At 47.3% G+C, this 22,071-nt stretch carries 23 protein-coding genes and 1 riboswitch; of the genes, 8 read left to right on the forward strand and 15 right to left on the reverse strand.

All coding sequences use genetic code 11. The features are described 5' to 3' along the window. Nucleotides 1-167 precede the first annotated feature (167 nt). The 8 genes from AAIG11_RS07550 to AAIG11_RS07585 form a co-directional block, all read right to left on the reverse strand. Nucleotides 168-902, reverse strand: a complete 735-nt coding sequence (locus AAIG11_RS07550) for a hypothetical protein (protein ID WP_343185631.1) — start codon at nt 900-902, stop codon at nt 168-170. Beyond that, nucleotides 899-1,666 carry a hypothetical protein gene (locus AAIG11_RS07555; RefSeq protein WP_343185632.1) on the reverse strand — a complete coding sequence of 256 codons (768 nt, stop codon included), beginning with the start codon at nt 1,664-1,666 and terminating at the stop codon, nt 899-901. Before AAIG11_RS07555 ends, AAIG11_RS07550 begins: the two co-directional genes overlap by 4 nt. Then, entirely contained in the window at nt 1,647-2,543 is an 897-nt protein-coding gene (locus AAIG11_RS07560; RefSeq protein WP_343185633.1) for an ATP-binding cassette domain-containing protein, read from the reverse strand. The genes AAIG11_RS07555 and AAIG11_RS07560 overlap by 20 nt, the downstream gene beginning before the upstream one ends. Further along, a complete protein-coding gene (locus AAIG11_RS07565; protein ID WP_343185634.1) occupies nt 2,540-2,920 on the reverse strand; it encodes a GntR family transcriptional regulator in 381 nt (126 codons plus the stop codon). The genes AAIG11_RS07560 and AAIG11_RS07565 overlap by 4 nt, the downstream gene beginning before the upstream one ends. A 227-nt stretch (nt 2,921-3,147) precedes the next feature. Beyond that, complete coding sequence (locus tag AAIG11_RS07570) at nt 3,148-4,644, reverse strand: asparagine synthase-related protein (protein WP_343185635.1); 1,497 nt, start codon at nt 4,642-4,644, stop codon at nt 3,148-3,150. A gap of 280 nt (nt 4,645-4,924) precedes the next feature. Next, nucleotides 4,925-5,518: a hypothetical protein gene (locus AAIG11_RS07575; RefSeq protein ID WP_343185636.1), complete on the reverse strand. Its 594-nt coding sequence runs from the start codon at nt 5,516-5,518 to the stop codon at nt 4,925-4,927. After that, the gene (locus tag AAIG11_RS07580) at nt 5,505-6,080 is read right to left on the reverse strand and encodes a zinc ribbon domain-containing protein (RefSeq protein ID WP_343185637.1); all 576 of its coding nucleotides are present in this window, start codon (nt 6,078-6,080) and stop codon (nt 5,505-5,507) included. Before AAIG11_RS07580 ends, AAIG11_RS07575 begins: the two co-directional genes overlap by 14 nt. Nucleotides 6,081-6,134: 54 nt before the next feature. After that, nucleotides 6,135-7,802 (reverse strand): zinc-ribbon domain-containing protein, encoded by a 1,668-nt coding sequence (locus AAIG11_RS07585; RefSeq protein ID WP_343185638.1) that lies wholly within the window; start codon nt 7,800-7,802, stop codon nt 6,135-6,137. 134 nt (nt 7,803-7,936) lie between these two features. Then, nucleotides 7,937-8,020, reverse strand: a riboswitch (cyclic di-GMP riboswitch). Between the two features lie 215 nt (nt 8,021-8,235). Here AAIG11_RS07585 and AAIG11_RS07590 point away from each other — a divergent pair. Genes AAIG11_RS07590 through AAIG11_RS07610 form a run of 5 tightly spaced genes read left to right on the forward strand, consistent with a single transcriptional unit; the run spans nt 8,236 to nt 12,892 of the window. Next, entirely contained in the window at nt 8,236-8,919 is a 684-nt protein-coding gene (locus tag AAIG11_RS07590) for a metal-dependent transcriptional regulator (protein WP_343185639.1), read from the forward strand. A 23-nt stretch (nt 8,920-8,942) separates the two neighbouring features. Next, nucleotides 8,943-9,872, forward strand: a complete 930-nt coding sequence (locus AAIG11_RS07595; RefSeq protein ID WP_343185640.1) for a metal ABC transporter solute-binding protein, Zn/Mn family — start codon at nt 8,943-8,945, stop codon at nt 9,870-9,872. An 11-nt stretch (nt 9,873-9,883) separates the two neighbouring features. Beyond that, nucleotides 9,884-10,624, forward strand: coding sequence for a metal ABC transporter ATP-binding protein (locus AAIG11_RS07600; RefSeq protein WP_343185641.1), 741 nt, complete (start codon nt 9,884-9,886; stop codon nt 10,622-10,624). A 4-nt stretch (nt 10,625-10,628) separates the two neighbouring features. Next, nucleotides 10,629-11,759 carry a metal ABC transporter permease gene (locus tag AAIG11_RS07605; RefSeq protein WP_343185642.1) on the forward strand — a complete coding sequence of 377 codons (1,131 nt, stop codon included), beginning with the start codon at nt 10,629-10,631 and terminating at the stop codon, nt 11,757-11,759. Beyond that, the gene (locus AAIG11_RS07610) at nt 11,756-12,892 is read left to right on the forward strand and encodes a metal ABC transporter permease (protein WP_343185643.1); all 1,137 of its coding nucleotides are present in this window, start codon (nt 11,756-11,758) and stop codon (nt 12,890-12,892) included. Before AAIG11_RS07605 ends, AAIG11_RS07610 begins: the two co-directional genes overlap by 4 nt. 112 nt (nt 12,893-13,004) lie before the next feature. Here AAIG11_RS07610 and AAIG11_RS07615 read toward each other — a convergent pair whose 3' ends face one another. Next, nucleotides 13,005-13,709 (reverse strand): M48 family metallopeptidase, encoded by a 705-nt coding sequence (locus AAIG11_RS07615; protein WP_343185644.1) that lies wholly within the window; start codon nt 13,707-13,709, stop codon nt 13,005-13,007. A gap of 97 nt (nt 13,710-13,806) precedes the next feature. After that, entirely contained in the window at nt 13,807-14,688 is an 882-nt protein-coding gene (locus AAIG11_RS07620; RefSeq protein ID WP_343185645.1) for a LysR family transcriptional regulator, read from the reverse strand. Nucleotides 14,689-15,033: 345 nt separating this feature from the next. Here AAIG11_RS07620 and AAIG11_RS07625 point away from each other — a divergent pair, with 345 nt between their 5' ends. The 3 genes from AAIG11_RS07625 to AAIG11_RS07635 all read left to right on the forward strand — a co-directional run bounded on the left by AAIG11_RS07625 (nt 15,034) and on the right by AAIG11_RS07635 (nt 18,542). Next, a complete protein-coding gene (locus AAIG11_RS07625; RefSeq protein ID WP_343185646.1) occupies nt 15,034-16,089 on the forward strand; it encodes an NCS2 family permease in 1,056 nt (351 codons plus the stop codon). Nucleotides 16,090-16,144: 55 nt separating this feature from the next. Next, the gene (locus AAIG11_RS07630; RefSeq protein ID WP_343185647.1) at nt 16,145-16,741 is read left to right on the forward strand and encodes a cysteine hydrolase family protein; all 597 of its coding nucleotides are present in this window, start codon (nt 16,145-16,147) and stop codon (nt 16,739-16,741) included. Nucleotides 16,742-17,216: 475 nt separating this feature from the next. Further along, the gene (locus tag AAIG11_RS07635; protein WP_343185648.1) at nt 17,217-18,542 is read left to right on the forward strand and encodes a YjiH family protein; all 1,326 of its coding nucleotides are present in this window, start codon (nt 17,217-17,219) and stop codon (nt 18,540-18,542) included. Between the two features lie 485 nt (nt 18,543-19,027). Here the strand turns inward: AAIG11_RS07635 and AAIG11_RS07640 are convergent, their stop codons facing one another. The 5 genes from AAIG11_RS07640 to AAIG11_RS07660 form a co-directional block, all read right to left on the reverse strand. After that, nucleotides 19,028-19,183: a DUF1328 domain-containing protein gene (locus tag AAIG11_RS07640; protein WP_343185649.1), complete on the reverse strand. Its 156-nt coding sequence runs from the start codon at nt 19,181-19,183 to the stop codon at nt 19,028-19,030. 245 nt (nt 19,184-19,428) lie between these two features. Beyond that, nucleotides 19,429-20,190, reverse strand: a complete 762-nt coding sequence (locus AAIG11_RS07645; protein ID WP_343185650.1) for a GNAT family N-acetyltransferase — start codon at nt 20,188-20,190, stop codon at nt 19,429-19,431. Between the two features lie 70 nt (nt 20,191-20,260). Then, nucleotides 20,261-20,413: a hypothetical protein gene (locus AAIG11_RS07650; RefSeq protein ID WP_343185651.1), complete on the reverse strand. Its 153-nt coding sequence runs from the start codon at nt 20,411-20,413 to the stop codon at nt 20,261-20,263. Beyond that, nucleotides 20,406-20,798, reverse strand: coding sequence for a hypothetical protein (locus tag AAIG11_RS07655; RefSeq protein ID WP_343185652.1), 393 nt, complete (start codon nt 20,796-20,798; stop codon nt 20,406-20,408). The genes AAIG11_RS07650 and AAIG11_RS07655 overlap by 8 nt, the downstream gene beginning before the upstream one ends. A gap of 124 nt (nt 20,799-20,922) precedes the next feature. After that, a complete protein-coding gene (locus AAIG11_RS07660) occupies nt 20,923-22,023 on the reverse strand; it encodes an AAA family ATPase (protein WP_343185653.1) in 1,101 nt (366 codons plus the stop codon). Nucleotides 22,024-22,071: the final 48 nt, after the last annotated feature.

Consider the following 22,071-nt stretch of genomic DNA (forward strand, 5'->3'; position numbering starts at 1 on the left):
CCGATTATCAAAGCAAACACCTTCACCCGGGCATCTTGAGTTGGTTGGTGTGCACCGCTTATCTCCAGTATAGTGATTTAAAAATCCACTGCCAGTGAGCATTTACCAGTCATGACATGACAATTGTCATTTATGGTGCCTTTCAGCGCTTTTCGCCAGTAGTGGTTTCACTGAAATTGAAAATGAAGCCCTTCAGGCACACGAATCCACTGAATAACACGAAATTCCGGAAGCATAAAATGAAAATCCATCTCTTGTGAATGACTGCCATTCTTTATGGCACTGTGCTTCTCCTTAAAATGAAAGAATAAAGGATTTGGTGTCAGCCTGTGCTGAACAATCTCCGTTTGATGAATCTCCGGTTTCAAGCGGCCTTCTGTCATGGTCCATGACCAGGGAGCCAGCTCCAGGCTGATCTCCACCTGGTCAGTATAGGTTCGCTGTACAAATTGTGATATTTCCACGTTTTCAACTTCATCTGTCACTTCCACCATCAGCTGGTATCGATACCTGTGGTCGAACTGGTCATGATCCCGATGCCGCGAGGCAATTTCCAAAGGGCTGTCCTTTGAAAAATCGTTGAGGAACACGGGAATCTCTTGCACATTAAGCAACACGAAATGTTCATCCCTGACCAGATCTTCCAGTGTCATGGTTTCAGCATTCTCCACCACACTCATAAAGTAAGCATCGGGCACTCTGACCGGCTCATTTATTTTGTCTTCACCCCGCATCATGGCTGCCATGAGAGGTGAAAAAACCAGCACAATGAAGTACATTGCCATTACCCAGATCGAAATCTTTTTAGAAATGCGACTTTTTAGTATTTTACTGATTCCCAGAACTAAAAGAACCAGAAAGAGAAGATTCAGTATGACCCAAAACCCCGCCATTGACATCACGCATTCACCTCCAGATTACGAATTCCCAGATAACTGATCCCATAAAGCGCTCCAATGGTGACGGCCATTTTCAGAAACCAGATCCCGCCCCGTGTTTCGCGAAGATAGAAGTTGACTGCTGATTCGAGAGTGGCTCCAAATGAAGGGCCCAACAGGCGGGCTGCCAGTACACTTCCGATGATAAGCAGGGCAATCAAAAGAAAGAACCCCAGAAAGAAGCGGCCTTTAAATCGAGCTCTGAGAATGCCCACCGTATAGGCGGCTGCCCCGAACATCAGCAAGTACAGCGTGGCAGTGACAAAAAGAATCACATAATTGATGAAGCCCACCTCTGAAAAAGATGTCTGCAAAGTGACATTTTCATACAAGACAGCGACCATCACCTGAAGAAAAGACTCCGCCAGCAACAGAGTGACGCCTCCCGTCACTGCAAAGATCTCCAGGACGGCAATATCAGAAAAGTAGGCGGTAAAGTTATTGGAGACAAGGTAGTACTCCCTGCTTTTTTCTCCGGCCAGATGCAGCCCCTGCAGGAGCATCCAAATGATGGTGAAAAAAATCAGGGGGACGCTGCTGGCGATGCGTACCGTATACCTAAAATATTCTGTTCCAGACCCGCTCATACCCACATTATTGGCAAGGAAATATCCCAGCAGCTGAAGAATGATGAGATAAATAAACGCATTGGCATTATGATAGAGCTTGTCTCTGGTTTGCCGGAGGGCGATGGTCATCTGGGTCTCTTTATGAATGATAGAGTTCATCGATGCCGCCTCCCTTTCGTTGTGTCAGATAGATAAAGCTGTCTTCCAGGCTGATGCCTGCGATTTTTAGCACCTCAACATCTTCACCTTGCAGCTGTAGCTGTTGAAACGCTTCTCTTTTAACGACTATCTGCCGGATTCCCGGACCAAAGTCTTTTCCTTCATACACCTGCAGTTTTTCTTCAATGGGTCTGATCGCCTGAGGCGAACCCTGCAAAGCCACCAGAAACGTTTGAAAATCTTCCAAAGCGCTGTGAAGCATGACTTTTCCCCCATGGATCAGCAGCATATTTTCCAGTATCTGTTCCATTTCCCCCAGATAATGGCTGGCAATGAGTATGATTCTGGGTACCTTGATGTAGTCCTTTAAGATCACTTCATAAAGATCTTTCCTCACAGTGGGGTCCATCCCGGTGGCAGGTTCATCCAGAAGCGTGATGGGGGCCCGTGCAGCCAGGGTGATGATGAGCCGAAAAGTACTGGCCATCCCCTTTGACAGATGAGAATACTGCCGCTTTTCATCCAACTGAAAATAATCCAGCAATCCCTTTGCCAGTTTTTCGTCGAAATTCAGGTAGAAGCGGCTGTAAGAATGCATTAACTCCTGCAGCGTGGCATTGGCATAGAAGGTCATTCTTCCTTCGTTCAATACCACATTCTGAGCCACATTGATATTTTGAAAGGCTGGCTCGCCCAAGACAAAGGCTCCGCCACTACTGGGCCTGAGAAATCCTGCAAGGGTTTTAAACAAGGTGGTTTTCCCTGCTCCGTTCACACCGATGACACCGGTTAGCGAGGGCCCTTCAATCTGAAAGCTGCACCCATTCAGCGCTCTTGTGCCGCCAAAATCTTTTGTCAGTTCTTCGCATCGAATCATTGTATCTTCCCACCTTTTCTCATTTCATTTTCGATGGCCCTTATCAGTTCTTCCCGTGAGATTTCAAGTCGTTTGGCTTCTTCCACCAGGGTTCTGATCTGCTCTTTCATCAGCTGCCCCCGCCGCTCATCTTTTACGATTTTCAGTGCATCAGCAGCAACAAACATTCCCAGTCCTCTCTTTTTATAGACAATGCCCTTCTCCACCAGAAGATTCAACCCCTTGAGAGCCGTTGCCGGGTTAATTCCGAAGATCTCAGATAGCTTGTATTGGGAGTATATTTTTTCTTCAGGCCTGACGTGCCCTGAGAGAATTTCATTCTCCAACCAGTCTGCTATTTGTAGATAGATGGGTTCTGTGCCCTCCAGCTGCTTCACCACTCACTGCCCCCCTTCAATGCAACTTACTAAGTTAGTGTTGTAACTCAGTATATAAACATGCGCTTTTTTTGTCAACACTAAAAAAGACCCAAGCCGCCTTCAAACTGACGTCATGGGTCTTGCCGTTACTGGTGTTGAATCGCTTTGACTGCAAAAGATACTTACCTTTGCAGGATACTTGTCTCTAAGGAAAGCTGTGGGATCTGTTCATTGCTGTCAACTTTTTAACAGTCTGCCCATCGGCCTACCTGACGGGCCATGGCAACATGAGGGTAATGCTCCCTGAAGATCCTGTAGTAATATAGTTCTTCCTTTGAACGTATTCTCATGCCATCTCGTTTCATAATATCTGCCACTGCCTGGTGATATTTGTCTGTTGTGATGCTCTCTTCCATATAGGCTTCGATGCAGTCTTTGGCACCGCTGCCTTCAGAGAACTCTTCCTTGTCTCGCCAGAGAATGGCCGAAGGCAGATCTGTTTCCCCGTCAAACGCTTTTCTCAAAATCCACTTTTCTATGACTTGATTTCCCTGTGTCAGCAGTTTCCATTGAACGGGAACTCTCAACGCATACGCCATCAGCTCTTTGTCCAGGAAAGGGGTTCTTACTTCAAGACCATTGGCCGCACTCATTCTGTCACCCCGCTGCAGGCCAATTGAATGCAGCCCGTTGATGACACGAATAAGTTCTCTATCCAGCGCCTTTGGATCCTTTATGTCTTTCAGGTAGGTGTATCCGCTAAAGAGTTCATCTGCTCCCTCGCCACTCAACACCACCTCAACATGCTCTGCTGCCATTTTAAAAGCAAAATAATTGGGCACTGCACTTCTTACCAAGGAAGGTTCAAATGATTCCAGGTAGTAAATAACCTTTGGCAATGCTTCCACCATTTCTTTAAGGCTGTACTCGTACTCATAGTGATCGGTTCCCAAAGCTTCAGCCACTTTTCGGGCAGCAGGGATATCAGAGGAATCCGATGATCCCACGCAAAATGATTTTGCCGGCATTCGACCAGTTTCTTTGGCAATGGCTGCCAGCAGGCTGCTATCCAACCCTCCACTGATCATCAAGCCCAGGTTTTTATCACCGTCAAGGGCACGGTCAACCGCACGTCTCGTCAGGCGGCGTACTTCGCGAATCACGTTGGTCTGGTTTCTTTTGTCGGGTAGTATTTTGTCATCTGACACAACCACTTCGTTATATTGGATAAACCCTTCGTCAGATGTATAGTAATGGCCCGGGGGAAAAGGCTTGGCTGTTTCGGCCTGACTTGACAACGATTTAATCTCGGAAGAAAACACAAGTGCGCCTTTTTCACCGGCATAATAGAGAGGCTTCGCGCCCAAGGTGTCCCGGGCAGCATAGAGAACAGGGGCTTTCCCGCGATTATCAATCATCATCAAGGCAAAAGCGCCCTTGAGCTCAGCAACAAAGGCAATGCCCTTTTCCCGAAATCGTTCCACCAGTTTTTCCATATCACTTGCCACAGTCCGTTCCAGTTCTCCGTCCCAGATGAGTGTGGTTTTTCCGTCATGGCTGACATATGCTTCTTCAGGCTGCTTCTCATTACCCGATGCATTGGTTCCCAGCCCCATTGCGGCTACGCCATCATAAAAGTAATGTTGGTGATGACTTCCCCGGTGCTCCATGAGTCCCAACAAATTGGGCAGTTCGGTCTTCTCCTGTTGATTTTCTTTCAATTGTCCTGCAATTGCAGACATACATAAAACCACCTTTATGATTGTGTGTTGCTTACGAAGTCAAGGCTATCATGGTGGCTTCCCGTCTGCAACCCGAGAAATGTCAGGCAGCCTGTCTGTCACTGATTCAATATGGTTAAGCTATCCTGTAAGTGTATTAACCCTTCGATGGTGGATCATCTGCCTGTATCCGCTGTTATTCTGCTGTTTTCACGAATGAAGGCTTTTTCCTGCAGCTTCTGTTTATGTGGTGTCCATGGCCATTTCAAAGCCATTGGTCGTTTTTCTTTCGTTTCGGCAATCAATCCATTTCGCTTCCGCAACCTGTACAAAATCGGTTCTCATATTCATTCCGCTCGCCACATTGCGTGCAGAACCGATGATGATTCACCCTGGTTTCCATCTGTTCCACCGGGCGATGACCCATCGGTGTGTTTGTTGAAGGCGAACCCACTGTCTGCGGCTGCTTTTCCTGGCTGAAATGGTAGTAGCCCATCAGTGCCGCCGCACCCACTGTGAGGAGCAGCGTGATCCAAAACCCGCTTTCCATCTTAATCATCACCGGGTACACCTCGGCAGCACTTCTGCTCATTTCTGTTCGAAACCCTATCAGCGACAATGTGCCGGCTATGGCCACGAAGGCTGCATACAGATATTTACCCATGAATCCCAGCACCAGGCCTGCAACTGTCGCCAGCGCCGCTACGAGAATATAGGGGTTTGATTCCACTTCCTCGGTGGAAAATCCGCCGCTGATATCAGTGCCTGTGATTAAATCCAGACCCGATAAGCTGGCAATGGTTTCATTGTCGCAGGATATGGATATGAAGGGCATAAGAAAGCAAATGAGAATCACCAGGAAAATGGCAGGTGCAAACTTCTTATTCTGTTGCATGGGTAGTGTCCTCCTTCGGTGATGCTGCCGTTATTTGATCCGCCAGGTTTTTTCCGCATCCACCACAAAACCGCATGTTTTCTTTGATCGGTTTTCCACAGTCACAGCGCATTTCGGCTGAGATAACAGCGGCTTGACTTTCAGTCTGAGGGGTGGCCATTGATTCGACTTTTGTGCCACAGCGTTTGCAGAACAAAGTACCCGGCTTAATGATTTCGCCGCATTGGCAAGTAATGGTTTTCATGCTGTTCACCATTGCTTCTTCTTCCTGCTGAATGGTTTTAATGGCTTCTTCTTTTTCCCGCACATTTGCATCAATGGATGCAATGGCTTCACAAACAGTTTTGATGGTCAGTTGTACTTCTTCTGTCTCAAGGCTTTCACTGCGGTAGCCCCGGTAATAATGCGCCCCCAGCTCTTCGATCTGGTCTTTCTTTTTTCCTTCCAGGGTGCTGATCTGATTTTTTAGCTTGGTGATTTCAATCAGGTTTTTTGATTTGATGCTGGCAATGGCTGCCCCATCATTCACCCCTTTTTTCAGCTTTTCAAGAAAATCCGCCATAATGATTCCTCCTTTGGTTTTTGGTTCAATCCCACTTTTGCAACTTTCTCCCGGTTAGTTTTTATACCAGCGTATTTCAACCCAGTCGCTGCTGGGTCCATTGAAACCGCTGATATCCACCACATAGGTCTCATCAATGGTGTACATTAGAAACCAGGTGTTATCCATTTCTGAAATCCCTTCTGCATCAGGTTCACCGTAAATCTCTTTGATTTTTTTGAAAGATGTCCCTACTGGTGCATCAGGAAGATCACTGAACAACACGGCCGACACCTCCTGGTTATGATCCACCACCAGAACGATCTCATCATACTTGAAATATGTTCCGCCATTGTAATAGCCTGTGTCCATGGGAGTTCCCATTTCATAAAGAATGGTGCTTTCATGAAGACCAAAATACTTAAAATAAGGGCGATTTACCTGTGCGATGCGCCGCTCATCAAACTTTTCCACTGCATACCGGCTGACGATTTCACCTTCCAGAGGATCCACCAACAGCTCTGTGGCAACAAACCCGCCGTCTTCCCAAATATAATCCACCTCGATGTTTGCCACAAAATCACTGTTGAATAATCCCCCCACAGCACCTGTTGCATACCTGAGGCCTGACTGATCTGAATGATCCAATGGAAAAGTACTCAGGTACATGCCTCTGAAATAGCCACCATCTTCAACAAATTGACCGTTTCTGTAATAGCCTGCTGCTTCATAGGCCTCTTGATGTTCATCACCTAAACGAATGTCAATGCCTTTCCCTGATTCTCTGCAGGTGATGCTGACAATGTAGTGATCCTTGAACTGAAAGTTGACTGAAATCTGGAGCTCTTCCAGAAGATCCACTTTGACCCCATTTTTCAGTGAATAGGCATAGTGATCCATGAATCCGGCAGTGCCGCCGCTGTGAATGCTGAACATGTAATCTGAAACACCGTCGCCGGTGAGATCAGCTGCGATTAGCTCCATGAAAAATCCCATGTAGTCAATCTCTTCAATGTCCAGCACCTCGCCACTTTCCGGTTGGCGAATCACCATCACAAATCCTTCTGTCACGCTGCCTTCGTTACTGTCGGCGAAAATCATCAAATTTTCCACACTGCCATCACCTGTGACATCTGCCGTTTTCATATCAACTAACACCTTGTTTTCAAAAGCATATGCAAATCCTTCCAGGTGGGGCGACGACATCCCCCGGTTAATGGCATCCCTGGCAACTGTCACAGCTTGCTGAGATTGGTGATTTTCCATGAGCAAGGCAGTCAAAGCCTCAAACTCAATCACTTCACTGAATGTTTCCAGGTCTGTCATCACCAGTTGATACAACAGCTCATTGGCTTCTTCATACTGGCTTTCCTGTTGAAGCTCTCTCACTTTCCCGATTTTTTCCATGACAAGGCTATTCGCTGCTGCAGGCTTATCTACAGGTGTCTTTGTTTCCGCAAGCTCATGATCAGCCCCCGTGGCTACCTGATCAGATGTTGATCGGTCTGAAAAAAACAGGTAATAGGTACCGGCAACCGCCGCCACTAAAAGTACGATGATAAGCACCACTGCTGCAGCTCTTTTTTTGCCATGTGCTTTCACTGTCGATTCCTTCTCAGTGGGGTTTGCTGCCGCACCACAAAATGGACAGAACCGACTGTCCGTTTCAATCTCCTTGCCACAATGACCACAATACACCATGCCATCACTTCCTTTTCCAGTATTATGCGCTTTTTCCTTCACCGATGCCCGTTTTTTGTGAAATAATCACACTCGCCAAACCCGCCCGGCGCGCACAAAAAAGCCTGTTCTCAATCTGAGAACAAGCCAATCCTCAATGATCATCCGTAAACGGTTCATTACCCTACCCTATCGTGTGCGGTAACCGGCTGCCATGACATTACTGTTTTAGGCCCCTGGCTTTGCGTCTCCATCTTTCGGTGGATTTGCTTTTCTCATCATATGAATGTTTCATGTGGGAAAAGCATACCATACTATCACTAAATAATATAGTCCTTGATTTTTTAGTGCTGTGGTACCGGTTTTTTGCTGCATCCAGATAGATTCCCATTCATTTGATATGAAAAGTGTTTAGATCAACTATAGCAGGGTAATTATCAGGTAAGCCTTAACATTTATTGCTGGCTATCCTTGTTTTTAGAGAGGGTGTTTTCTAATGAACCGGGGGGAAGAAGATTACCTGAAGGTGCTTTATGAGCTTCAGACAGCCGATGGAAAACCTGTGAGCAATGCAACACTGGCACTCACCCTGGATCATTCTGTCCAGTCTGTGAACGAAATGATCAAAAAACTGGCAGCAAAAAACTTCGTGGTATACACCCCCTACCTGGGTACCCGGTTGACCCAAAGCGGAACCACCGCAGCCGTTTCGCTGCTGCGAAAGCACCGGCTATGGGAATACTTTCTCCATGAAAAACTCCATTATTCCTGGGAAGAAATTCATGAAGAAGCTGAGCTGCTGGAACACGTCACGTCAACAAGGCTGGAAGAAGCTCTATTTGATTTTTTAGGCAGACCTTCCTACTGTCCCCACGGCAACCCCATTCCCACCTTAGAAGGCCTCATGCCCCAGCTGCCTCTCATCTCATTGATGGAAGCTGAACCAGGAAACAGTTACAGGCTGGTGCGGGTACCAGATGAACAGCAGGTACTGACTTATTTGCTGAACATCGGACTAGCATTGGGAAACAGCATGCAAGTGGTTCGTCAAGACACCGTTAGTGATATTATCACCCTGAAATTAAGGCATGAGCACATCGCCATTGGTTTTAAGGTGGCCCAGTTGCTCTACGTCGAACCTATTCCGAATAAAGTACAATCAACACACCCTGATGAATAAACACCAAGAATGGAGGATCTCACATGAAAAAATGGCAACGTCTTATCATCCTTGTCACCCTGGTGGCCCTGGCATCCGTTGGCTGCACATCGGCCCCCGTATCAGAAGAAAATGGCCAGTATCAAGTGGTGGCTACTACCACCATGCTGGCAGACCTGGCCCGGGTCATCGGCGGCGACCATGTCACTGTCACCGGTCTCATGGGACCGGGCATTGACCCCCACCTTTACAGTGCCAGCGCCGGCGATGTGGAAACCATCAGTTCGGCTGATCTGATTCTTTACAACGGTTTGCAGCTGGAGGCAAAGTTGGGTGAAGTGTTCAGTCAGATGAGAAGTCAGAACAGGAAAGTGGTGGCTGTTGCGGAAGCAATGCCAGAATCACTCTTCCTGGAATCAGAGGAGGAAGACGAAATCTACGACCCCCATATCTGGTTTGATGTACAGCTGTGGAAACTGGCTGCCGAAGCTGTGCGAGACGCCCTGATAGATCTGGACGAAGCCAATGCAGATGCCTACCGGGAAAATTATGAAGCCTATGCCGTTGAGCTGGATGAGCTGCATGCTTACGTGTTGGCAAGAGCAGAAGAGCTTCCCGCAGCCTCTCGCGTACTCATCACCGCCCACGATGCCTTTGCTTATTTTGGTGAAGCCTACGGATTTGAAGTGCTGGGACTGCAGGGCATTTCAACTGTCAGCGAGGCGGGCACTGCCGATATTCGAGAACTGGCCGACTTTATTTATGAAAACCAAATTAAGGCCATTTTCATCGAATCATCTGTTCCCACCCGCAGCATTGAAGCCGTTCAGGAGGCTGTTCGCTCCCGAGGCTTTGAAACCGCCATTGGAGGCGAGCTGTATTCAGACTCCCTGGGTTCAGCGGGAACCGATGCAGCCACTTACATTGGCACAGTAAGGGCTAATATTGACACCATTGTAGATGCATTGAAATAGGAGGTACAGCCATGAACCAGGAACATGCATTGATCATTGAGGACATGACCGTTGCGTATCAGACAACACCCGTTCTTTGGGATATTGATGTGAAGGTACCCCCAGGCGTTCTCATGGCCATCGTGGGTCCCAACGGTGCAGGAAAATCAACACTTATCAAGGCAGTTTTGCAATTGATCAAACCCATTTCAGGCACCGTGACCATCCATGGCAGCTCCTACGAAACTCAGCGAAAAAAAATCGCTTACGTGCCTCAGCGGGGCAGTGTGGACTGGGATTTTCCCACCAGCGTGCTGGATGTGGTGCTGATGGGGCGTTACGGCTTTCTGGGCTGGATCAAACGCCCCACCCATCAAGACCGTCAGCTGGCCATGGAGGCCCTTGAAAAAGTAGGCATGGAAGCCTTTGCCCAACGTCAGATCAGCCAGCTATCAGGCGGACAGCAACAGCGGGTGTTTCTCGCCCGGGCCCTGGTTCAGGATGCGGCCATCTACTTCATGGATGAACCTTTTCAAGGGGTAGATGCCAAAACAGAACAGGCCATCATTGTCTTGCTGAAAGAGCTGCGGGCTTCCGGCAAAACCGTTGTGGTGGTGCATCATGACCTTCAAACCGTTGCCGATTATTTTGACTGGGTAACCTTGCTCAACACCCAATTGATTGCCAGCGGCCCTGTGGCAGAAGTATTCACCGAAGAAAACCTAAAAAAAACCTACCGAAGCACTGGCAAGGTGCTGAAGGGCGAGGAGTGATGGGATGCTGACAACATTTGGCCTTGATTATACCTTGTTGGTTGTTTCTGCAGGATCAGGTCTTCTGGGACTTGTCAGCGGTGTCTTGGGTGTTTTCGCAGTACTGCGGAAACAATCTCTGTTGGGAGATGCCGTGGCTCATGCGGCACTCCCCGGCATTGCCCTGATGTTCCTGATGACCCAGACCCGTCAGACAGAGCTGCTTTTGCTGGGTGCCACCCTCACCGGTGTTCTTGCCACCAGTGCCATTATCGCCATTGACCGATTTTCCCGCATCAAGTACGACAGTGCCCTGGCCCTGGTTCTTTCAGTGTTCTTTGGTTTTGGGCTGGTGCTCATCACCTTTATTCAAAAAATACCCACTGCCAATCAGGCCGGACTTGACAAGTTTATCTTCGGCCAGGCTTCCACCATGCTGATGCGGGATGTACGACTGATGATCTGGGTCACCCTGGTGATGCTTGGCCTGACCATCCTGTTCTGGAAAGAGCTGAAAATGTTCTCCTTTGACCCTGGATTCGCAGAGGTGGCCGGCTTTTCCACACGCCGTATCAATGCCCTTCTTTCCGGAATGCTTGTGGCAGCCATCATGATTGGTCTGCAGACTGTTGGTGTTATTTTAATGAGTGCCCTGATTGTGGCGCCTGGAGCAGCTGCCAGACAGTGGTCAGATCGGCTGTGGGTGGTGGCCATGCTGGCCGGCTTTTTCGGGGCTGTTTCAGGTCTCATCGGTACACTCATCAGCTCTTCGCTGACTAAAATGCCCACCGGCCCTACCATTGTGATTGTCTTAAGTCTCTTTACCCTCACCAGTCTGGTAGCTGCCCCAAACCGGGGCCTGTTATGGAAACACCTGCGCCAGCGGAAAAGCCAGCAGTTGATCTCCGCCGAGAAAACACTGAAAGCCATCTATCTGTTGGCTATGAACCACGACAACCACCATCACAGCCATGACATGGCCATGATTAAACCTTCGAAAAACATCTCAGGCAAGCCGTCTCCTGCCCTTCACCGAGCTGTTGAAAGTCTGGAGCATCAGGGGCTGGTGCGTCGGGATGCCGACAACCAAGTGGCCATTACCCCCCAGGGGATCCAGCACGTCAAGGTGCATCTTATGGAAGGAGGAGAACAATGAGTGCACAAAACGAAATTCTGCTGATCGCCATGATTGTCTCCACCGCCTGCACCATTCCCGGCATGTTTTTGGTGCTGCGTTCCATGGCCATGATGTCTGATGCCATTACCCACACCATTCTTCTTGGAATTGTCATTGCCTTCTTCATCGTCCACAGCCTCACTTCTCCCCTCCTGATTCTGGGGGCGGCACTCATGGGCTTGCTGACGGTGTTGATGGTGGAATCCATCACCAAAACCCAATTGATGGCAGAGGATTCAGCCATTGGCATTGTTTTTCCATTTTTATTCAGCATTGCCATTATACTCATCACCCGCTATGCCGGTTCAGTCCATCTGGACACAGACTCTGTGCTGTTGGGAGAATTGGCTTTTGCCCCTTTTAGCCGCTTCGTGCTTATGGGAAAAGACCTGGGAGCCAAAGCCATTTATGTGATGGGAACTGTTCTGGTGATGAACCTGCTGCTGGTGATCCTGTTCTTTAAAGAGCTTAAAATCGCCACCTTCGATCCGGCACTGGCAGCTGTATTGGGGTTAGCCCCCACATTGATTCATTACGGCTTAATGGCTGCCGTTTCCATTACTGCTGTGGCTGCCTTTGAAACAGTGGGGTCCATTCTGGTGGTCGCCTTCATGGTGGGACCGCCGGTCACAGCCTACCTGTTGACAGATGACCTGAAAAAAATGATGCTCATCAGCTTTGCCATTGGTGCCCTCAATGCTTTTGTGGGGTTTCGGGCAGCCCTCTGGCTGGATGTTTCCATCGCTGGTTCCATGGCCACTGTCACAGGCATTACCTTCTTCCTGGTTTTTTTAACCGCTCCCGGCAGAGGCATGCTGTCGGTTTTCATGAGACGCCGCAGGCAAAAGGTGGACTTTGCCGAAAAATCACTGCTGTTCCACTTGCACAACCATGAGGGTGACCCGGATGAAGCCCTGGAAAACGGAAGACACACCATCTATCAGCATCTCCACTGGCCCCATGATTTTCTGGACCGCCTGGTGCGGCAACTGATTCAACATCATTATGTAGTGGTTGAGAATGATGTGCTGAAGCTCACCGATCAGGGGCGGGCGTATGCCATAAAAAGCTACGAAGAGATCGTTGCAGGCATCCAGCATAAGGAAGCTTAACGCTGCTGTCTTCACCTCTGAAGCCACCCGATTTCCTTAAACGACTATTGAAACACCAAAAGCCGCAGCACTTTTCAGAACACGAAAAGACACTGCGGCTTTTTTCGACTGATTACCCAGCTAACTCCCTGCGAAGGTGCCGCCATAGGGGAAGAAATCGGTCCATCAAACCCTTAAAACGTTGATTATGGTGGCGTTCCAGCAGGTGGACCATCTCATGAACCACAATATATTCCAGGCACTCAGGGGATTTTCTGGCCAGCTCCAGGTTGATCCAGATGCGCTTTGCCTGAATATTGCAGGTGCCCCACCGAGTCTTCATTCGTTTCACTCCCCATTGGTGAACCTTCACACCCATCACTGGTTCCCATTTCTGGATACAGGGTGGAATCAGTGCCTTTAACTGTTCCCGGTACCATTGGTAAAGAAGGGCTTCCCGGTCTTCACCGGTGTGCCCCGGCTTTACGTACAATTCCAGGAAATTTTCCCGCTGCCGCACCCCTTGCTTTGCCGAAGACTGGTTCATTTCCACCACCTTCAGTTCATACATTTGACCCATGAAAGCATGGGCCTCCCCGGTGACAAATTGCCTGACCGGCGGTGGTTTAACAGCAGCGAGCCGGCTGCGGTGCTTGTTGATCCAGGGCATTTTGGCCCTGGCAAAAGCCTTGATGGACTGATCGTCCACCCCCCGGGGCACCGACATGCTCACCTGGCCTTCCGGCCCCTGCACTCTCAGGTTGATGTTTTTAATATTTTTACGCACCACCTGAATGGAGATGCCGTCCATCATCAGTTGTTCCGTGCTGTTCTTCAACGTTTTTCGCCACCTGTTCTGTCATCTTTAAAGTCAGAACCGTTCTGATCCCTTACTTTAAGTCACATTGTCTCCATCTCTCCATCACCACTTCACTTCATTCAGCATTCCATTTTATCAGATCAATCAGTTCCCTTGCCTCTCGCGGCAAATAGCGGTCCCGTGGATATACTACTGATATTTGAGAGGCCGGGGTTGGCCCACTGATTTTATAATAATGCAGTCCTTCCACTAACAGAGCCATTAAGTCAGGAATCACAGCGATTCCCACACCTGCCTTCACCATGTGCAGCGCTGTTTCAAGATTATAGCACTCCACCACTGTTCTGGGAACAAACCCACACCGCTTACAAAGGTCATGGGTAACATGGTAAAGAAATTGACCTTCTTCCATCATCACAAACGGCGCCTCCGAAAAAGATGCCAGATCCACCTCATCAACGTCAGTATCCACAGGCAGAAAATCATGTGTTGTCGCCAATACAATCTGCTCATCATACAGTGGTTCATTACAGTACTTAAATGTATCAGGATGCGTAAGCCCAACGATAAAATCCAGTTCGGCATTTTCCAGGCTTTTTTTTAGATCACTGCTGCTTAACTCCCTGATTTGAACACATCGGTTGGGGTTTTTCTCCCGAAAAGCTTTCAGTGGTTCCGGGAGTATGAAAGCACTACATTCAGGGAGAATCCCCATTCTGATAATGGAAATACCGTTTTGTGAAAAATCCTGCAAACGCCGTTCCATGTTTTTCTGTATTGACAACACTTGGCGAGCCCACAGCACGTATTCCTGGCCTGCATCTGTCAGCATGATGGGGCTACAGCTCCTGTCAAAGAGCGTTATTCCCAGCTTTTTTTCTTCACTTTTGATGATTTGACTCAAGGAAGGTTGGGCAATGAACAGCTTTTGGGCAGCTTTGGTAAAGCTTCTTTCATCAGCCACAGCAATGATGTAGCGCAGGGTATTGTGATTCATGATGCCCCTCCCATAAATGATTGGTTAATATGTGACATCATCACTATCATGAATGTCATTCTGTCCGTCAATGCCATTGACTTTACCAGCTTACATCCTCATTTATTATAGGATAAACCTATTAATTGTATTATATTATATATATTATACTCTATCATCACAAGATGCTATACTGAACGCAAACAAAAAGATTCAAAATAAAAAGATATTTCCGCTTGATCACAGAGCCTTCTGATGGTTTTCTTCATTGGTTCAATGATTCAACTGCGGGGATGGGAGTGATGTCAGATCTGAATCATTTTTTCAAGAAACCCAGCACAGCGATCTTTTAAAGGGGGTATTTGAATGACTTTTCAAGACATTTTGGCAGCAATTGCAGTTGTGATTAACGGACTGCCCCAGGGACTTCTTGCTCTGTCTTACGGATTTGCAGCTTTCCCCACTGCACTGGCCTTTATTGCTGGCGTGGGTGGGATGGTTTTCTTCGGTCAGGTGGCACCCATCTCATTCCAGGCAGAGACCATCGTTCTGGCAGGCACTCTTGGCAATGATCGAAATGAACGCCTGAACATTGTTTTCTACACAGGGATCATTATGGCCATCGTTGGAGGCATTGGCTTATTGGAGCCCATCATCAGCTTTATAGGACCCACCATTCTTAACGGAATGATGGCTGGTGTGGGTATTATGCTGGCCAAGGTTGGTATCGATATGTTCAAGCAAAATAAGTCAGTGGGTGCCATATCAGGATTTGTCGCTGTTTTTGTATATTTTCTCACCAATGATCTTGTCTATACCATTGTTGCCAGTGTCTTTGCCAGCTCTGCTTATGCCATCTTCTCCAGAAAAAAAACTGCCGATGAAGATCATCCCATCGATCTGAGCATGGAAAAATTTGAAAAAATATCCTTTAGAGTAAACGCTCGCATCATACGCAGCGTTTTAGCAGTCACCACTTTGCAAGTGGGAGGAAATATTGCTTATGCCAGTATCACTGCCGGTATTGCCGGTTCTCCCATTAACGTGGACCAGGTAACCGTTTATTCCGGTATCGCCTCTGCTGTCAGCGCCCTTTTTGGAGGCGGACCTGTGGAGACCATCATTAGTGGAACTGGAGCAGCCCCCAACCCGCAGCTCAGTGGCATGCTGATGATGGGCATCATGGCTATCATTCTTCTCCTTAAACTTTTGCCAAAAATTGCCAGGTATGTACCCAGTCAGTCCATTGCCGGATTTTTATTTGTGCTCGGAGCTATCGTGGTTTTCCCCATTAATTCAGGCATCGCCCTTGAGGGCGAACCAGTTGTAGCTGGTGTAACCACCGTTGTGACCGCTTTTTCTGATCCTTTCATTGGCATGGTGGCTGGCGTAATCGTTCGCTTTTTACTGGTAGCGTTTTAAGTCGCTGCCACTGGCATCAACATGATCTATCATATACCAACAGGAGGCGTTATTCATGTCCATCAGTAACCTGGATAAAGTCAAGAAGGATCAATGTGCCGTCATTGTCATTGATATGCAGCATGATTTCATTTCTCCCGGCGCCCCCATTGAATGCCCCGGAGGCAGGGAAATCGTTCCGCAACTTAAATCTTTCCTTGACTGGTGTCGCACCCATCATGTACCTGTCATCTACACCCAGGAAATGCATCGTCCAGAAAAAGTTGATTTTGGTTTGGAACTGGAACGAAGCGAACCCGAACACTGTCTTGAGGGCACCAGAGGGGTTGAGATCATCGAAGATTTGACACCACATCCCCAAGATTTCGTCATTCCAAAACGGCGGTATAGTGGTTTCTACTTAACCGATTTAGAGATTCTTCTGAAAGGCCTTGACAAAAAGGTGCTCATCATCACGGGAGCAGCAACCAATGTGTGCGTTTATGCCACCACTCTGGACGCTCAACAACGCGACTATCATGCCATTGTTTTAAGCGATTGTGTTGCTGGTACCGATGTTGAGTTGCATCATGCATTTCTCAGAAACATTGACTATGTGCTGGGAGATGTCGTTGACTCACCCACTTTGATGCGTCTCTTGCAGAAAAGTTAGCGCCTCATTATTCAGCTTTCATCGCAACTCTTAACCAAAATTGACAGAAGACTGCCAAGCGCAGGCTTCTGTGAGGTTGAAGACAAAGGGCTTTGGCCCGGCCAGCTGACTCCAATCTTGTGTGTTTTTAGTCGAAAGTCTCGAAAACAGCGCCTGAACTCGCTGCGCTCAAACAGCAGGCGCTGGCGGTTTTCTCATCTTTTCGAAAAAACACTGACAAGATTTCCAAGGCTGCCCTTTACCAAACCCCTTGTCTTCATCTTATTTTGTCTACAGTCTGACAGAAGCCTGCCAAGCGCAGGCTTCTGTTTTTTATCCAAATGATGTTTTATCATGTTAAGCCGCACTACCTTTTCTTGTTGGATATGAAGCCTTGTGAGCACTTTGAAGGCAAACACTCGTCTGATGATTGACTGATATTTATCAGGCAGATATAATTGATTTGTTGTTCATTTCCCGTATAAAGGAGCCCTTCATGGATAAAAAATCAAATGTCGCTACTCATTCAGCGCCGCTGGATCTGCTGGGCATCGCAAAGTTTGCCATTAACAGCACCATCGGCATATGTATCTATTTCATCCCCTTTACCATTGCCGGCAGAAAAACCATTTTGCTGGATCACCTGGTCACCGCCATTACACGTAATGCCCTGACTTTTGGTGCTTTGGTGACGCTGGGGATGATTCTTGCAGGAAGTCTGCTGCCATTTTATGAAAAAAGCTGGAAGCGGGATGTGCCCTCGGTGATGATCACCTGCCTGAAATTGCTGGGAGCAGTTCTTGGGGTAATGGCATTTTTTCACCTGGGCCCTGAATGGTTGCTGGCGTCAGACATGCTGCCCCTCTTGTTCTATACCATTGCCACTTCAGTTGCCCTGATAGTCCCCCTGGGATCTTTTTTCTTAACCTTTTTAACCGACTATGGCTTAATTGGTTTTCTGGGTGTTATCCTGCAGCCAGTGATGCGGCCTGTTTGGAAGATTCCGGGAAGTGCCGCAGTGAATGTGGTTGCTTCTGTTGTGGGGAGTTTTTCCGTGGGCATTTTCATGGCAGATCAGTTTTTCAGGGATCAGATGTACACCCGTCGGGAAGCTGCCATCGTCATCACCGGATTTTCAACGGTTTCAACCGCATTTTTCGTCATCGTTGCCCGCAACCTGGATCTGATGTCCATATGGCCTATTTTTTTCAGTGCTTCAATCGTGGTCACCTGTTTGGTAACTGCCATCACCGTCCATTTGCCTCCCCTCAAGCATTTTGGAGAAGAAGCACCACCCGAAAAAAAAGAACAGGTGACGAAAGGCCCTCTTTTCTCACGTGCCTTACACCAGGCCACTTTGGAAGCTGGAAATAATCAGCATGCGCTGAAATGCATGCTGAAAAATGTTAAGGATGGCATTATGATGAGTCTTCGGTTCCTGCCTTTGATTTTATCCATTGGTACCATCGCGTTCTACATGGCCAGAATGACGCCATTCTTCGATTGGGCCGCCACTATGTTTCATCCCCTTGTTCGTCTTCTGGGCATTCCAGATTCACTCACTGTTACGAAGGCCATGGTGACGGCAGGCGTTGACGTCACCATGCCTTCATTGATGATGGCTGGTATGGACGCCTCTTTGGCCGCACGGTTTACCGTGGGTGTGTTCTCTATTTCGTCGGTTTTGTTTCTGGCAGGCACCATCCCCTGCATTCTGAGCACCAACATTGGATTAACTCTCAAGGACCTGATGATGATTCTTGCACTGAGAATGTTTTTTTCGCTGATCCTGTTGAGTCTGATAATTCGATTGATTTTTTGACCATAGCCCAGCCAGTCGCTTTTTTTCTTTTTCATCCAGTCTGTTCCAGCAGGTGTATGGCAGGAACTGCCTTGACTCCATTTTAGCACAAAGCTCCGTCAAATGATGGCCCTCATCTTTGCATCCCGGTTGATTCGCAAAAAACTCCTCTGCCGACATCTTTATTCAAGAGTGTATGCAGAGGAGCGTCTCCACCGAGGTGTCTCTCGGCATTCTTCAAGAATCATCGTCGTAAATTTGCTAATATCCACCTCTATTCGATTTATTTATCTACCCTGAATTTCAAAAGTGTAACACTGGATGCCGCTGTCCCACAAAAGATTGAATGCGAATCTGAATGCCGTCAGCATTTGGAAAACAAAAAAAACCCACGTCACAGGCACATTTCCGGCGCCCACTTCCCTGGGATCTTTCATTTTTGTTCCTGTTTATCTGAATCACTGCAGAGATATTAACGGCTAGAGGTTCATCGACCAAGCAACTCTCTATTTTCTTCCAGTGATCAGAGAGATGACTAACAGAATCAAAAAGACGAAAAAGAGAACTCGGGCAATACCGGTTGCCGCCCCGGCAATGCCGCCAAAACCAAAAACTGCGGCAACAATGGCAACGATTAAAAAGATGAGTGAATATCTTAACATAAAGTCAACTCCTTTTACTATTGAACAGTTTGCGGGAGACATTATGTTAATACCCGTATGAGCGAAACCCAAACAAAAGCGAAAACATTTGTTCGGCAATTTTTTATGTCAACTTCTTCGTCAAGGCTCTCATTTCCACCTTCTCCCAAGCTTTCTGTTCTCCTTGAAAAACGACTGGCAAGATGTTGAAATGTCACAGAGTTGGTATTGAAATGTCGTTGAATCACTGGTGCCATAAGTCTACATTATTTCGAAACGATTTTATCAAACCTGCTGTCCATGCATACACTGACATCAGATGTGATGAATTCTCCATTATGAAATAGCGAAAAAATGGTTGCAGGTGTCGGGGCCGATTGAGCTTGCTCCATTGTTTCCAGTTTAATGACTTTTACATTTAACTGCCTTTTTTCAGCAGTAACCGCCAGCGACTCCCTCACATGATATTCGGTAAAGGGACAACGGTTGGAAAAGTAAATCACATAGCCATTTTTTTCCGGGCATTCACCCTTTTTCGCCTCATGATTAAAAGAAGGCATCGGCGAGTTCTCCCTGAGCCTTCGGAACAATAGCGAAAAACCGGCAGGCGTGGTGTCGCATTGTGTAAACCCCTGCTTCAAAAGCCACTTGGTATCACTCATAAAGTGATATTTTTTCGTTCCCACAACGGTGACAACCCCCTCTTTGCCCTGCTGTTCGGCAGCGGTGATGACCTCTTGCAACAACGCTTTTCCATGACCTTTGCCCTTGTACTTCCCAGAAACCCAAAAACAGCCGATCATGAGATGATTGGGAGCTGTCACAGGCACCCATGACAGCTCTGCCGGGCCATATTCAATAAACACCTTTGCGCGATCATTAATTCTTCGAAAGACAAAGTCTCTTTCAAACTCATTCCTGAGCCACTGCTTTTTTAATTCATAGCTCTTCGCACACTTCTTGTCTGAAATGGCACAGCAAATATGTTCCCTGTCAATATTGGTTTGATCAATGGTGATGTAGCTCAATGCATCTCCTCCTTAAGACCAGCATCATGAACATCGGCATCATGCATGGAACTTGCCGGCACATTGGCACCTACAACTTTTTGCTTTTTTTATGTATGTATGCCTGCCAGTAGACTTCCACAGAACGGTTGCTTTCCCGGGCAAAGTCGGAGTCATATTTACGCTTAAAGAAGGCTTCCAAGTTCTCCCGGTTGCTAACGGCATTTTTACTGTTTTCATGCAAGCCATGTCAGCAAACCCACCAGTAAGGCAATGGGTAGTCTGGCTAATCCAATTTTAATCCAAGCTTGATCTCCAGAGATTTCGGATACAACCGCCCTCCCTTTTGGGTTGAAAATAACAACAACAGCTTTCAATGCCCATATGCCTGGAATGGCCACCATCATTATCCATCCAGCTATCGTTTTTTGACTTGAAGTAAACTCCATCAATGCAACGGCGTAAAAAACCAGCAAAAAAATGGAGATAACCATAAACCACCAGGGTCTTTTTTTAGCTGCGTAAGCAGCTCTTTCGATCTTCTGCCATTTTGCACCCATTGTCATCATGGCAATGCTGGTGATTAAAGCAGCGATTGACAAAGTTGCTCCAAAAGCTTTTACAAACATACATGATCCCTCCATTGTCATATGAGCCTCTGGTCAGTACAATGATGTTATGATTGACTCAGCTTTAGGTCGCAAGCTTTGATCCATCGCCATCATGGTTTCCCTCCACCATGCAAGCCATTGATCACTCTGTTTGACTGGTTGACGTGATATAAGTCATGGCTTCTGCTATGTTGCTGGCATTTCCAGCGTTGATGGCCTCTTCCATAAGTTCCAGTTTGGGCAGTGTCAAAAACTCTTTGCCAATGACGCCTTCGTATTCTGTTGAAATTTTTACAGAGAGTCTGTTGAGCTTCTCCAGGTTTTCTTTGCCCTGATCATACACTTCCTGATATTCAGTCTTGAGAGACTGTAGCGTTTCTTCATTGGTCGCGATAATCTGCTGCTTGATTTCTTCGGCTGTCGCATTGTCAAACTCACGCAATGCCTTAATCTTTTGCTCCATCAGTTCATTGACTGCCTGTTTATAATTCTCTATTTCCTGATCAAAATCGCCTAATTCATAATGACTCTCATCTTTATCCTTCATGATCTGGCGCTTTATTTTCCGCTGTCTTTTCTTGCTTTCCTGAATGCTTCGGCGCATGGCCCGCACTCTGTGGAGCGCCTCTAAATGCTTATACTTTGTTTTGCCCACCGTCAGGTAAATACCACCAAAAACGAGAATCACACCCATATAACTGAGTGCCAGGTAGAGCATCCCCATACCTTCAAAAAAGGCATAATAGAGACCGAAAGGGATGGCGAAAAAAGCTATTACCAAGGTAAGCAGAATGATGCCTGCGTCGCCTATTCCACTGGGAAAATAAAGGGCAAAAAACAGTCGATTGTTATATAGGAATGGGATCTTTTCTTGTTTAAAAACCGACTTGCCCGCCAGATGCAGTTCTTCATCCTCGCTGCGAAAGTCAGCCGTTTCCATATCAATTCGTTGCATGATCGCTTTCTTTTTTGCTTTTTCTTTATTTGACTCCACATTCTTCAGCTTCACACTGACAGTGTCAATCTGCTCATCAAAAGCAGCTTCCAGTTGTGTCTTGCGTTGACGTGTGACTTTCTTGATTTCGTCTTCTATGGCATTTTCTTTTTTGGAAATGCTTTTTTCCATCTGAATTTCTCTATCGCGCAGAAGTGCATTCTGCTCGATACAGTTGTCCAGTTCAGCGACGTTTTCTTTAATGACTGCAATTTCCTGAATGCCACCTTTTAATACTGATGACTCCATTTTTCTCACCCTTTCACGAAATTTGATCTGTCATAAACTTAGTCTGCC

Source organism: Anoxynatronum sibiricum (assembly GCF_039414295.1).
GTDB classification, from domain to species: Bacteria; Bacillota; Clostridia; order Peptostreptococcales; family Tindalliaceae; genus Anoxynatronum; species Anoxynatronum sibiricum.